This window comes from Pseudomonas sp. LBUM1660, assembly GCF_059695935.1.
Genome location: NZ_CP166795.1, coordinates 606,736 through 620,411 on the forward strand (window position 1 = coordinate 606,736; position 13,676 = coordinate 620,411).

A 13,676-nucleotide genomic window follows, 5' to 3' on the forward strand; every position below is an offset into this window, starting at 1 on the left:
GTCTGACGCCTTTGCGGGCAAGTCGAATCGTCGCACCGCTCGCTCCTACAAGGGATCACGCATTCCCTGTAGGAGCGAGCGGTGCGACGATTCGACTTGCCCGCGAAGCTTTTCAGCGGCTCAAATACATCCGGGTTGTTAACAGGTACACAGGCAGCCCCGACACCAAAATCAACAGCGCCGCATAAGGCGCCGCCGCCGCAAACTCCACGTTCGCGGTATGCGCCCAAACCTCCGTTGCCAGCGTATTGAGCCCGGTCGGACTCAACAGCAGTGTCGCCGTCAGTTCCTTCATTGCATCCAGAAACACCAACGCGAACGCCGCACCCAGCGCCGGGAAAATGATCGGCAGCGTCACCCGGCAAAACGCGCTGAAAGACGACGCCCCCAGCGTGCGTGCCGCCTCTTCCAGTTGCGGCGCTGCCTTGTTCAGCGCCGTGCGAATCGGCGCCTGCGCCAAGGGCAGAAACAGCAGCGCATAAGCGATCAGCAGCAGTGCCGACGTCTGGTACAGCACTGGCACATAATGCAGAGCGAAATACACCAGCGTCAGCGCAATGACCAAGCCTGGCAGCGCGTGGAGCAGATACGGCAAGCGCTCGGCCCAGATCGCCAGCCGGCCTTTATGCCGCACTACCAGCAATCCCACCGGCACCGCCAGCACCAGGCACAGCGCGGCGCCACCCAGCGACAGCGCCAGGGACGACAGCAGTGCCTCGCTGATCGCCGCCACCGGGAATGCCGCCGACGAACCTACCGCCAGCCAGTACGCCAGCATCCCCAGCGGAATGCCGCTGCCGATGATCGCCAATGCCAGGCAGTAAACCTGTCCGGCGACTGTCCACGGCCCCAGTCGAACTTGTCCCGCCTGCCGCGCTGCGCCCTGGCCGGTGCGCACGTGCCGGCCCTTGCCGCGTACTCGCAACTCAAGCCACAACAGCACCAGGCAAAGCGCCAGAAGCACCGCCGACAGCATCGCCGCGTTGGCGTTGCTGAATTCCAGTTCGAACTGCTGATAGATTGCGGTGGTGAAGGTTTGCAGGCCGATGATCGACAGGGCGCCGAACTCCACCAGCATGTGCAGGGCTATCAACAGTGAACCGGCAAGCAGGGACGGCCAAAGCAGGGGGAGGGTAATCCTGAAAAATACGCCCCAGCGATTCTGTCCCAGGGTGCGGGCAGATTCTTCCAGGGATGGATCAAGGTTGCGCAGGGTCGCTGCGACGGGCAGAAATATCAGTGGGTACTTTGACAGGGTCATCACCAGGATCGCCCCGCCCAAGCCTTCGAAATGCGCGCTCAGGGACACCCAGGTAAAGCTGCTGACGAACGCCGGCACGGCGAACGGCAAGCACAGGATCACGCCCCACAAACGCCGCCCCGGAAGATTGCTGCGTTCCAGCAACCAGGCAAGGGACAAGCCGATCACGCCGCACGCGACTGTCACACCGATCATTAGCGCCAACGTATTGCGCAGCAGCCCGAACACATAAGGCCGCCACAGCAGGTGCAGTGCCTCAGCCCAGCCGGCCTGCCAGGCCTTCAGCCCGACATACACCAGCGGCAAAAGACTGAGCACCACCAACAGCAAAACCGGCAGCAGCAGCCATATCGACGGCTGCTTGCGCCGTGGCACGTAACCCCCGCGCGAGGCGGGGGCGGATAACGATGCGCTCATCAGTTCAGGCCAACGTCACGTTCCAGGTCCAGGGCTTCTTCGGCGTTGCCGAGGTCGGCCGGGGTGACTTTCGGTGCCTCCAGTTCGCTGAATGGCTTGAGGCCGCGATCCGATTCCATGCCTTTGTGCAGCGGGTATTCGGCGGTGGTCTGGGTGATCACGCGCTGGCCTTCTTCGCTGGCCATGTAGGCGAGGAATTGCTGGGCTTCTTTTGGATGTTTGCTGGATTTCAGCACGGCGGCGCTGGAAACAGTGATCAGCCCACCGACGTCGCCGCCGGTGAAGTAATGCAGTTTCGAGTCGAGCTGGCCTTTTTCACGTTGCAAAGCGAACCAGTAGTAGTTGTTCACCAGTACGGTGGCGACTTCGCCGTTTTCCACTGCCTTCAGCGCCACCATGTTGTTGCTGTAAGTCTTGCCGAACGCGCGCAGGCCGGTCAGCCATTCTTCGGCCGCGTCCATGCCGTGCACTTTGATGATTGCCACGGCCTGTTCCTGGAACGCGCCGCTGGTGGGTACGAAGCCGACCTTGCCTTGCCATTTCGGATCGGAGAATTCCATCACCGACTTGGGCAGGTCTTTTTCATCGATCAGTTTCGGATTGAAGGCGACCACACGGACCCGGGCGGTGATGCCGATCCAGGTGCCATTGCCGGCGACGTAGTCTTTCGGCAGAACGGCGAGGGTGGCGGCGTCGGTCTCGGCCAGCAGACCCTGTTCACCGAGCTTGTTCAGCGGTGGCGATTCTTCGGTGTAGATCACATCGGCAGGGGAGCGATCACCTTCTTCGACGACCTGGCTGGCGAGCTGGTTGCTGCTGCCTTTGCGCACGTTGACGTGAATGCCGGTCTTGGCTTCGAAGGCTTTGGCGATGGCGTCACCGACTTCCTTGTGTTGGCCGTTGTAGAGGGTCAGGGAAACTGGATCAGCAGCCTGGGTGAGGGGAGTGGCGAGTGCCAGGCCGAGCAGGGTGAAGGTCAGGCCTCGGCGCAGGGTATTTCGAAACATCATTCGCAGGGTTCCTCACTGTCGCATTGCAAAAACTTGAAACAATGATAAACGATATTGTTTCTCAAGTGCGCCTTGCGGGGTTGGGAGGGTTTTGCTAAAGGGGTTGCGATCCCCTCGCCACAAAAAGCCCTTTCACTCAGGAAGGGGTGTTGGCTTGTTTTTTAGGGGGCCAGAAACGCAAAAACCCGCTTTCGCGGGTTTCTGTGAAATTCAAGATCGTGACCTTGAATTTGAATTGGTGCCCAGAAGAAGACTCGAACTTCCACGACCTTGCGGTCACCAGCACCTGAAGCTGGCGTGTCTACCAATTTCACCATCTGGGCATAATCTTCAGCGTCACCGCTGTCGATGTGGCGCACTATACGGAGAGCGTTTTGATCTGTAAACCCCTGATTTAAATTTAATAAATCAGATGTTTAGAATGCAAAAAACCCGCTTTCGCGGGTTTTTGTGTGAGCCTTGAAATTGATCTAATCTCAAGCTCTAAATTGGTGCCCAGAAGAAGACTCGAACTTCCACGACCTTGCGGTCACCAGCACCTGAAGCTGGCGTGTCTACCAATTTCACCATCTGGGCAGTATCGGCAATGCTAGTGCGTCGTCGATGGCGCGCACTATACGGAGCGTCTTTTTAACTGTAAACCCCTGGCATCAAAAAAACCTTGAAAATTTTACCAGCGGCATTTAAATCAGCTTCACGCGGTCGATATAAGGCTTTAGACAGGCTGTCACAGCCTGAAATTTCCCGTTTCATTACGCCTATGCCAAACTAACCCGCATATAGACAAGGTGAAAACTCTCTAATGGCCGATTGGCAGTCCCTCGATCCCGAGGCCGCTCGTGAAGCGGAAAAATATGACAACCCTATTCCTAGCCGCGAACTGATCCTTCAGCACCTTGCTGATCGGGGTTCGCCTGCTAACCGCGAGCAGCTGGTGGAGGAGTTTGGTCTGACCACAGAAGACCAGATCGAAGCCCTGCGTCGCCGCCTGCGCGCCATGGAGCGCGATGCCCAACTCATCTATACCCGTCGCGGCACCTATGCGCCGGTGGACAAGCTCGACCTGATCCTCGGCCGCATCAGCGGTCACCGTGACGGCTTCGGCTTCCTGGTCCCGGACGATGGCAGTGACGACCTGTTCATGAGCCCGGCGCAAATGCGCCTGGTGTTCGATGGTGACCGGGCCCTGGCCCGTGTTTCCGGCCTCGACCGTCGCGGTCGCCGCGAAGGCATGATCGTCGAAGTGGTATCCCGTGCCCACGAGACCATCGTCGGCCGCTACTTCGAAGAGGGCGGTATCGGTTTTGTGGTTGCGGACAATCCGAAGATCCAGCAAGAAGTGCTGGTCACCCCGGGCCGTAACGCCAACGCGCAGGTCGGTCAGTTCGTCGAAGTGAAGATCACTCACTGGCCGACGCCACGCTTCCAGCCGCAAGGCGACGTGGTTGAAGTCGTGGGTAACTACATGGCGCCGGGCATGGAAATCGACATTGCCCTGCGCACCTACGATATTCCTCACGTCTGGCCTGAGGCTGTGCTCAAAGAAGCCGCCAAGCTCAAGCCGGAAGTTGAAGAGAAAGGCAAAGAGAAGCGCATCGACCTGCGTCATCTGCCGTTCGTCACCATTGACGGTGAAGACGCGCGCGATTTCGATGACGCGGTTTACTGCGAAGCCAAGCCAGGCAAGCTGCGGCTGTTCTCCGGCGGCTGGAAGTTGTACGTGGCGATTGCCGACGTTTCCAGCTACGTGAAGATCGGTTCGGCCCTGGATAACGAATCCCAGGTTCGCGGCAACTCGGTGTACTTCCCCGAGCGCGTCGTGCCGATGCTGCCGGAGCAGTTGTCCAACGGCCTGTGCTCGCTGAACCCGCACGTCGATCGCCTGGCCATGGTTTGCGAGATGACCATCTCCAAATCCGGCGAGATGACCGACTACTGCTTCTACGAAGCGGTGATTCATTCCCATGCTCGCCTGACCTACAACAAGGTCAGCGCGATGCTGGAAACGCCGAAACTCACCGAAGCGCGTCAGCTTCGTGGCGAGTACACCGACGTTCTGCCGCACCTCAAGCAGCTTTACGCACTGTACAAGGTGCTGCTGGCCGCTCGTCACGTGCGTGGCGCGATCGATTTCGAAACTCAGGAAACCCGGATCATCTTCGGGACCGAGCGCAAAATTGCCGAAATCCGTCCGACCGTCCGTAACGATGCGCACAAGCTGATCGAGGAATGCATGCTGGCGGCCAACGTGGCCACCGCCGAATTCCTGAAGAAGCACGAAATCCCTGCGTTGTATCGCGTCCACGATGGTCCGCCACCGGAACGTCTGGAAAAACTGCGCGCCTTCCTCGGCGAGCTCGGTCTGTCCCTGCACAAAGGCAAGGACGGCCCGTCGCCGAAGGATTACCAGGCATTGCTGGCGAGCATCAAGGATCGTCCGGATTTCCACCTGATCCAGACCGTCATGCTGCGCTCGTTGAGCCAAGCGGTGTACAGCGCCGATAACCAGGGCCACTTCGGCCTGAATTACGAAGCCTATACCCACTTCACCTCGCCGATCCGCCGCTACCCGGACTTGCTCACGCACCGGGCGATCCGCAGCGTCATCCATTCCAAGCAAGACACCCCGCACGTTCGCCGTGCCGGCGCGATGACCATTCCGAAAGCGCGTATCTATCCGTACGACGAAGCGGCGCTGGAACAGCTTGGCGAGCAATGCTCGATGAGCGAACGCCGTGCCGACGAAGCAACCCGCGACGTGGTGAACTGGCTCAAGTGCGAGTTCATGAAAGACCGAGTGGGCGAATCGTTCCCAGGTGTGATCACCGCGGTGACCGGTTTTGGCCTGTTCGTCGAGCTGACCGACATCTACGTCGAAGGCCTGGTGCACGTCACCGCGCTGCCGGGCGATTACTACCACTTCGATCCAGTGCACCACCGCCTCGCCGGTGAGCGTACCGGTCGCAGCTTCCGCCTGGGCGACACCGTTGAAGTGCGCGTGATGCGCGTTGACCTCGACGAGCGCAAGATCGACTTCGAGATGGCTGAAAAAACCATCAGCGCGCCGATCGGCCGCAAGAAGCGCGGCACTGAAAAGACTGAGCCTGCCGCCAAGACCGCGGCTAAAACCGCTGCAGAGCCGGCCCCGGCTAAAACCGGTCGTCGTCCTGCCAAGGAAAAGGCTGTCGAGGCCTATCGCCCAAGCGATGCCGCGGCGAAAAATGCCGAGCTGCGTAAAAGTCGTGAACTGAAGCAGGCGTTGCTGTCTGAAGCGAAAAGCGGCGGTAAAGCGGCGTCTGGGGGAAAGACCGGACGGTCGGCGCCTGACAAGGCTCCCGGCAGCAAGCCAAGCAAACACCGTAAGGGCCCGCCGAAAGCGGGTTCGGCCCCAGCCAAAAGCGGCGGGGCGCGTAAACCTAAGGCCAAGTCATGAGTCATTTGGAAAAGATCTACGGCGTGCACGCTGTAGAAGCGTTGTTGCGTCACCACCCGAAACGCGTCAAGCAGATCTGGCTGGCTGAAGGCCGCAGTGATCCGCGGGTTCAGACACTGATCGCCCTGGCTGCGGAAAATCGCGTGGCCGTCGGCCAGGCTGAGCGCCGTGAGCTGGATGCCTGGGTTGAAGGCGTGCACCAGGGCGTCGTGGCGGATGTGAGCCCGAGCCAGGTCTGGGGCGAGGCGATGCTCGACGAGTTGCTCGATCGCACCGAAGGCGCACCACTGTTGCTGGTGCTCGACGGCGTGACCGATCCGCACAACCTTGGCGCTTGCCTGCGCTCGGCCGATGCGGCCGGTGCGCTGGCGGTGATCGTGCCGAAGGACAAGTCAGCCACCCTGACCCCGACGGTACGGAAGGTGGCCTGCGGTGCGGCGGAAGTGATTCCGTTGGTTGCCGTGACCAACCTGGCGCGCACTCTGGAAAAACTCAAGCAGCGTGGCTTGTGGGTTGTCGGTACGGCGGGCGAGGCTGAGCAGAGTCTGTATCAGCAAGACATGACCGGCCCGACCATCCTGATCATGGGGGCGGAAGGCAGCGGCATGCGTCGCCTGACTCGCGATCTTTGCGACTACCTGGTGCATCTGCCGATGACTGGCAGCGTCAGCAGTCTCAACGTGTCCGTGGCGACCGGCGTCTGCCTGTTCGAGGCCCAGCGCCAGCGTAGCGTCAAGGCCGCCGGAGCCGCCAAGAAGTCCTGATTTGCACGCGATTCAAATGTGGGAGCGGGCTTGCTCGCGAAGAGGGAGTGTCAGTCGACATCAATGTTGACTGATGTACCGCTTTCGCGAGCAAGCCCGCTCCCACATTGGTTCTGTGTTGGAGCAAAGATCTGTGGTGCGAACGAACTGTTCAAATAATCACCAATTGCCTTGCACCTCTCCCGCCCCTTCTCTACAATTGCGCCCCTTGCTGTGACGGCAGGCACTGATGTGTCTATCGCAAGCAAGTCCATAAGTGTCATTCACTCCTTGTCTGACCGTTTTTGAACGGCAGGCTACAACCCGTAAGGAGCATTCATGCGTCATTACGAAATCATCTTTTTGGTCCACCCGGATCAAAGCGAGCAAGTCGGCGGCATGGTAGAGCGTTACACCAAGCTGATCGAAGAAGACGGCGGCAAAATCCACCGTCTGGAAGATTGGGGCCGTCGTCAACTGGCCTACGCAATCAACAATGTTCACAAGGCTCACTACGTGATGCTGAACGTTGAATGCACTGGCAAGGCCCTGGCCGAGCTGGAAGACAACTTCCGCTACAACGATGCAGTGATCCGTAACCTGGTCATCCGTCGCGAAGAAGCCGTTACCGGCCAATCCGAGATGCTCAAGGCTGAAGAAAACCGCAGTGAGCGCCGTGAGCGTCGCGACCGTCCTGAGCACGAAGGCGCTGATAGCGCTGATAGTGATGACAGCGACAACAGCGATAACGCTGACGAGTAATCCACGGACCTTTTAAGGAGCCTATCAAATGGCACGTTTCTTCCGTCGTCGTAAATTCTGCCGCTTCACCGCTGAAGACGTGAAAGAGATCGATTACAAAGATCTCAACACTCTGAAAGCCTACGTATCCGAGACCGGCAAAATCGTTCCAAGCCGCATCACCGGTACCAAAGCTCGTTATCAGCGTCAGCTGGCCACCGCTATCAAGCGCGCCCGCTTCCTGGCCCTGCTGGCCTACACCGACAGCCACGGCCGCTGAGACCGGGCAGTCGACACGTAGCAAAGGATTGAATGCATGCGCGCCATAGCTGAGTTCATCATGCGCGGCCGTATGCAGGCCACTCTGGTAGTGGCTGGATGCGCAATATTGCCGTTGTTGTATTGGTTGGGTGCTGCCGCTGGATGCCTCGTGCTTCTGCGGCGCGGATTGAAGGACGCCATTGGCGTACTTGCTCTGGGACTGCTGCCGGCGTTGATCTGGTGGCTTTACTCCGATGACCCACGAGCACTTCTGGTGCTGCTGGGGTCTACGAGCCTTGCGTTGGTTTTACGCGCAAGCGAGTCCTGGAACCGCGTGCTGCTGGTCAGCATAGCGATGGGAGTGGTGTTTGCAGTGGTGCTGGGGACAGTTTTTGCTCCCCAAATCGAGATGCTGGCGCAGGCTTTGATAAAAGTCATGCCGTCGCTACTCGGTGATGTCTACCAGAAGTTGTCGGTAGACGAGCAAGCGCATTTTGCGTCCCTGATTGCACCGGTCCTGACCGGCCTGATTGCGGCCTTGTTGCAAATCGTCAGTGTGCTGAGCCTGATTGTCGGGCGCTACTGGCAGGCGTTGTTGTACAACCCGGGTGGTTTTGGTCGCGAGTTTCGCGCCATCCGATTCCCGCTTTTACCAGCGATGTTGCTGCTGGCGTTCATGCTTCTGGGGCCGAATATTGGCCCACAGATGGCGATGTTGACGCCGTTGTGCAGCGTACCGCTGGTGTTCGCCGGGCTGGCCCTGATTCACGGGCTGGTGGCGCAAAAGCGACTGGCCAGGTTCTGGCTGGTGGGGTTGTACGTCACGCTGTTGCTGTTCATGCAGCTGATCTATCCGTTGCTGGTGGTCTTGGCCATCGTCGACAGCCTGATTGATTTTCGCGGTCGTTCGGCACCGAAAGATGCCGATAGCGCGAACGGTGAAGGTTAAAAGTTAAGAGGATTTTCACATGCAACTGATCCTTCTGGAAAAAGTCACCAACCTGGGCAACCTGGGTGACAAAGTAAACGTTAAGGCTGGTTACGGTCGTAACTACCTGCTGCCTTACGGCAAAGCTACCGCTGCGACCGCTGCCAACCTGGCTGCGTTCGAAGAGCGTCGCGCTGAGCTGGAAAAAGCCGCAGCAGACCGTAAAACTTCGGCTGAAAGCCGTGCCGCCCAACTGGCTGAGCTGGAAGTGACTATCACTGCCACCGCTGGTGACGAAGGCAAGCTGTTCGGTTCGATCGGTACTCACGACATCGCTGATGCACTGACCGCCTCTGGCGTTGAAGTGGCAAAAAGCGAAGTTCGTCTGCCGAACGGCACCATCCGCAACGTAGGTGAATTCGACGTAGCCGTGCACTTGCACGCCGAAGTTGAAGCCACTGTACGCGTTGTCGTGGTAGCAGCTTAAGCAGCACTTGATCGACTGGCGGCTTGCCCGTCAGACGGTTAACATCGGGCACGATCCTGTTTACAGGTCGTGCCTTTTGTTTTTCTGAAATTCCTAATTCCAAGTGGCCATGAACGATATCTCCGCTCCCGAGCAATACGATCTGCAAACCGCTGCCCTGAAGGTACCGCCGCATTCCATCGAGGCCGAACAGGCTGTGCTCGGTGGTTTGATGCTGGACAACAACGCCTGGGAACGCGTGCTCGATCAAGTTTCGGACGGTGATTTCTATCGGCATGACCACCGCTTGATCTTCCGTGCAATCGCCAAACTGGCGGACCTGAACTCGCCAATCGACGTCGTGACCCTGGCCGAGCAATTGGACAAGGAAGGTCAGACTTCGCAGGTTGGTGGCCTCGGTTACCTCGGTGAACTGGCAAAAAACACGCCGTCCGTCGCGAACATCAAGGCCTATGCGCAGATTGTCCGCGCGCGGGCAACCTTGCGACAGCTGATCGGCATTGCTTCCGAAATTGCCGACAGTGCCTTCAACCCCGAAGGCCGCACGGCTGAAGAGATTCTCGACGAAGCTGAACGGCAGATCTTCCAGATCGCCGAGGCCCGGCCAAAAACCGGCGGCCCGGTGAGCGTGAATGACCTGCTGACCAAGGCCATCGACCGCATCGACACCTTGTTCAACACCGACAACGCCATTACCGGCCTGTCCACCGGTTACACCGACCTCGACGAGATGACCAGCGGCCTGCAACCGTCTGACCTGATCATCGTCGCCGGCCGTCCGTCCATGGGCAAAACCACCTTTGCGATGAACCTGGTGGAAAACGCCGTGTTGCGCAGTGACAAGTGCGTTTTGGTTTACTCGCTCGAGATGCCAGGCGAATCGCTGATCATGCGTATGTTGTCGTCCCTGGGCCGTATCGACCAGACCAAGGTTCGTGCCGGTCGCCTGGACGATGACGATTGGCCGCGCCTGACGTCGGCGGTCAATCTGCTGAATGATCGCAAGCTGTTCATCGACGATACGGCCGGTATCAGCCCGTCGGAAATGCGTGCGCGGACCCGGCGTCTGGTGCGTGAGCACGGCGATGTCGCCCTGATCATGATCGACTACCTGCAATTGATGCAGATTCCAGGTTCCGGCGGCGACAACCGGACCAACGAGATTTCCGAGATCTCCCGTTCCCTTAAGGCCCTGGCCAAGGAATTCAACTGCCCGGTGGTGGCGCTGTCGCAGCTCAACCGCTCCCTGGAGCAACGACCGAACAAGCGCCCGATCAACTCCGACCTCCGGGAATCCGGAGCGATCGAGCAGGATGCTGACGTGATCATGTTTGTGTATCGGGACGAGGTGTATCACCCGGAGACCGAGCATAAAGGCATCGCCGAGATCATCATCGGCAAGCAGCGAAACGGCCCGATCGGCACGTCGCGACTGGCGTTCATCGGTAAATACACCCGCTTCGAAAACCTCGCGCCGGGCAGCTATAACTTCGACGACGAATAACGCCCAGGCAGGACGCTTGCCCTGTGGCGAGGGAGCTTGCTCCCGCTCGGCTGCGCAGCAGTCGCAAAGCTGAGAAATGCGGTCCGTCTGGAAAAATTCGGTCGAAGGTTTTGGGGCCGCTTCGCTGCCCAGCGGGAGCAAGCTCCCTCGCCACAAGGGTTGCGCCTAGTCTCTGGATCTTTGCGCAAAACGGTCGACACCAATTTCCGACCATAGCCGTCGGAATTGGTTATTTTTTGTGCTATATTCCGCGCCCGCGATTTTTCATCTCAACACCGGTCATCGTCATGCAAACAGCCAAGCCGTTATTTGACTATCCCAAGTACTGGGCCGAATGTTTCGGTCCAGCGCCATTCCTGCCGATGAGCAGGGAGGAGATGGATCAGCTTGGCTGGGATTCCTGCGACATCATCATCGTCACCGGTGATGCCTACGTCGATCACCCGTCTTTCGGTATGGCAATCATCGGCCGGCTGCTGGAGTCGCAAGGCTTTCGCGTCGGGATCATTGCCCAGCCGAACTGGCAGTCCAAAGACGACTTCATGAAGCTCGGCGAGCCGAACCTGTTTTTCGGCGTCGCGGCCGGCAACATGGACTCGATGATCAACCGCTACACCGCCGACAAGAAAATCCGTTCCGATGACGCCTACACCCCCGGTGGCCTGGCGGGCAAACGTCCGGACCGCGCGAGCCTGGTTTACAGCCAGCGCTGCAAGGAAGCCTACAAGAACGTACCGATCGTACTCGGTGGCATCGAAGCTTCCCTGCGCCGCATTGCCCACTACGATTACTGGCAGGACCGGGTGCGCAACTCGATCCTGATCGACGCCAGCGCCGACATCCTGCTCTACGGCAACGCCGAGCGTGCGATCGTCGAAGTCGCTCAGCGTCTGTCTTACGGTCACAAGATCGAAGACATCACCGACGTGCGCGGTACCGCGTTCATTCGTCGTGACACGCCCAAAGACTGGTACGAGGTCGACTCCACGCGTATCGACCGTCCGGGTAAGGTCGACAAGATCATCAACCCGTACGTGAATACTCAAGACACCCAGGCTTGCGTCATCGAGCAGGAAAAAGGCCCGGTTGAAGACCCGAGCGAAGCCAAGGTCGTACAGATCCTGGCCAGCCCGAAAATGACCCGTGACAAAACCGTGATTCGTCTGCCATCGGTCGAGAAAGTCCGTGGCGACGCGGTTCTGTACGCTCACGCCAACCGCGTGCTTCACCTGGAAACCAACCCGGGCAACGCCCGTGCGCTGGTGCAGAAGCATGGCGAAGTCGACGTCTGGTTCAACCCGCCGCCGATTCCGATGACCACTGAAGAAATGGACTACGTGTTCGGCATGCCTTATGCGCGTATTCCGCACCCGGCGTATGGCAAGGAAAAAATCCCGGCCTACGACATGATCCGCTTCTCGGTGAACATCATGCGTGGCTGCTTCGGTGGCTGCACGTTCTGCTCGATCACCGAGCACGAAGGCCGGATCATCCAGAACCGTTCCGAAGAGTCGATCATTCGCGAAATCGAAGAGATCCGCGACAAGGTCCCAGGCTTCACCGGCGTGATTTCCGATCTCGGCGGCCCGACCGCGAACATGTACCGCATCGCGTGCAAGAGCCCGGAAATCGAATCCGCGTGCCGCAAGCCGTCGTGTGTGTTCCCGGGCATTTGCCCGAACCTGAACACCGATCACTCGTCGCTGATCCAGCTGTACCGCAGCGCCCGTGCCTTGCCGGGTGTGAAGAAGATCCTGATCGCTTCCGGTCTGCGCTACGACCTCGCGGTCGAGTCGCCGGAATACGTCAAAGAGCTGGTGACCCACCACGTCGGTGGTTACCTGAAGATCGCCCCGGAACACACCGAGGAAGGTCCGCTCAACCAGATGATGAAACCGGGCATCGGCAGCTATGACAAGTTCAAGCGCATGTTCGAGAAGTACTCCAAGGAAGCCGGGAAAGAGCAGTACCTGATTCCATACTTCATCGCCGCCCACCCGGGTACCACCGATGAAGACATGATGAACCTGGCCCTGTGGCTCAAGGGCAACGGCTTCCGTGCCGACCAGGTGCAGGCGTTCTATCCGTCGCCAATGGCCACCGCCACCGCGATGTACCACTCGGGCAAGAACCCGCTGCGCAAGGTCACTTACAAGAGTGACGCCGTGACCATCGTCAAGAGCGAAGAGCAGCGTCGTCTGCACAAGGCGTTCTTGCGTTATCACGACCCGAAAGGCTGGCCTATGCTGCGTGAAGCGCTGACCCGCATGGGCCGCGCCGACCTGATCGGGCCGGGCAAGAACCAGTTGATCCCGCTGCATCAGCCGGCGACCGACAGCTACCAGAGCGCCCGTCGCAAGAACTCGACGCCGGCCGGCAGCCATAAAGTGGCCACGGAAAAGACCACCAAGATCCTGACCCAGCATACCGGCCTGCCACCGCGTGCCAGCGATGGCGGCAATCCGTGGGACAAGCGTGAACAGGCCAAGGCGGCGGCATTTGCCCGCAACCAGCAGGCGGCCAAGGAGCGCAAGGACGCGGCCAAAGGCAAAGGGCCCAAGCCTGCGCGCAAACCGGTTGTGCCGCGCTAAGCCTCGTTTGAGCTGAACAGAACGCCAACCTTCGGGTTGGCGTTTTGCGTTTCTGGGCTACGAAAAACAGGGCGCCGGGCGGTAGCTGTTTCGGGGCAACTGGCCTCTTCGCGAGCAAGCCCGCTCCCACATTAGACCGTGCTCGCAAAGAAGGCGCCGATCAAATGTGGGAGCGGGCTTGCTCGCGAAGAGGCCAGCACAGCCATTACACATCCAGGCTGGCGGTCACCGGCCGCAACATTTTCGTGCAACTCCCTCGAACCAATTTCCCGCATCGCCCGATTTTGGTGCTGTACTGCC

General features: G+C 59.2%; 10 protein-coding genes and 2 tRNA genes. 8 read left to right on the forward strand and 4 right to left on the reverse strand.

All coding sequences use genetic code 11. The annotated features are described in order from the left end of the window. Positions 1-112 precede the first annotated feature (112 nt). The 4 genes from ACA068_RS02810 to ACA068_RS02825 form a co-directional block, all read right to left on the reverse strand. On the reverse strand, positions 113-1,678 hold the full coding sequence (locus tag ACA068_RS02810; protein ID WP_497307428.1) for an ABC transporter permease: 1,566 nt from the start codon (positions 1,676-1,678) through the stop codon (positions 113-115). Further along, the gene (locus tag ACA068_RS02815) at positions 1,678-2,688 is read right to left on the reverse strand and encodes an iron ABC transporter substrate-binding protein (protein WP_497307430.1); all 1,011 of its coding nucleotides are present in this window, start codon (positions 2,686-2,688) and stop codon (positions 1,678-1,680) included. The genes ACA068_RS02810 and ACA068_RS02815 overlap by 1 nt, the downstream gene beginning before the upstream one ends. A 236-nt stretch (positions 2,689-2,924) precedes the next feature. After that, positions 2,925-3,011 (reverse strand) — tRNA-Leu (locus tag ACA068_RS02820). 166 nt (positions 3,012-3,177) lie between these two features. Beyond that, positions 3,178-3,264, reverse strand: a tRNA-Leu gene (locus ACA068_RS02825). 226 nt (positions 3,265-3,490) lie between these two features. Between ACA068_RS02825 and rnr the strand changes: the two genes are divergently transcribed. The 8 genes from rnr (at position 3,491) to ACA068_RS02865 (ending at position 13,376) form a co-directional block, all read left to right on the forward strand. Beyond that, a complete protein-coding gene (rnr, locus tag ACA068_RS02830; protein WP_497307432.1) occupies positions 3,491-6,121 on the forward strand; it encodes a ribonuclease R in 2,631 nt (876 codons plus the stop codon). Beyond that, entirely contained in the window at positions 6,118-6,885 is a 768-nt protein-coding gene (rlmB, locus tag ACA068_RS02835) for a 23S rRNA (guanosine(2251)-2'-O)-methyltransferase RlmB (protein ID WP_497307435.1), read from the forward strand. The genes rnr and rlmB overlap by 4 nt, the downstream gene beginning before the upstream one ends. A gap of 318 nt (positions 6,886-7,203) precedes the next feature. Further along, positions 7,204-7,626 carry a 30S ribosomal protein S6 gene (rpsF, locus tag ACA068_RS02840; protein ID WP_003236224.1) on the forward strand — a complete coding sequence of 141 codons (423 nt, stop codon included), beginning with the start codon at positions 7,204-7,206 and terminating at the stop codon, positions 7,624-7,626. 28 nt (positions 7,627-7,654) lie between these two features. Beyond that, on the forward strand, positions 7,655-7,885 hold the full coding sequence (rpsR, locus tag ACA068_RS02845; RefSeq protein WP_002551829.1) for a 30S ribosomal protein S18: 231 nt from the start codon (positions 7,655-7,657) through the stop codon (positions 7,883-7,885). 36 nt (positions 7,886-7,921) lie between these two features. Continuing rightward, positions 7,922-8,815, forward strand: coding sequence for a hypothetical protein (locus ACA068_RS02850; RefSeq protein WP_497307437.1), 894 nt, complete (start codon positions 7,922-7,924; stop codon positions 8,813-8,815). 19 nt (positions 8,816-8,834) lie between these two features. Further along, positions 8,835-9,281, forward strand: a complete 447-nt coding sequence (gene rplI / locus ACA068_RS02855; RefSeq protein ID WP_003197251.1) for a 50S ribosomal protein L9 — start codon at positions 8,835-8,837, stop codon at positions 9,279-9,281. Between the two features lie 109 nt (positions 9,282-9,390). Further along, entirely contained in the window at positions 9,391-10,785 is a 1,395-nt protein-coding gene (gene dnaB / locus ACA068_RS02860) for a replicative DNA helicase (protein WP_497307439.1), read from the forward strand. 287 nt (positions 10,786-11,072) lie between these two features. Further along, positions 11,073-13,376, forward strand: a complete 2,304-nt coding sequence (locus tag ACA068_RS02865; protein WP_497307440.1) for a YgiQ family radical SAM protein — start codon at positions 11,073-11,075, stop codon at positions 13,374-13,376. The last annotated feature ends 300 nt before the right edge of the window (positions 13,377-13,676 follow it).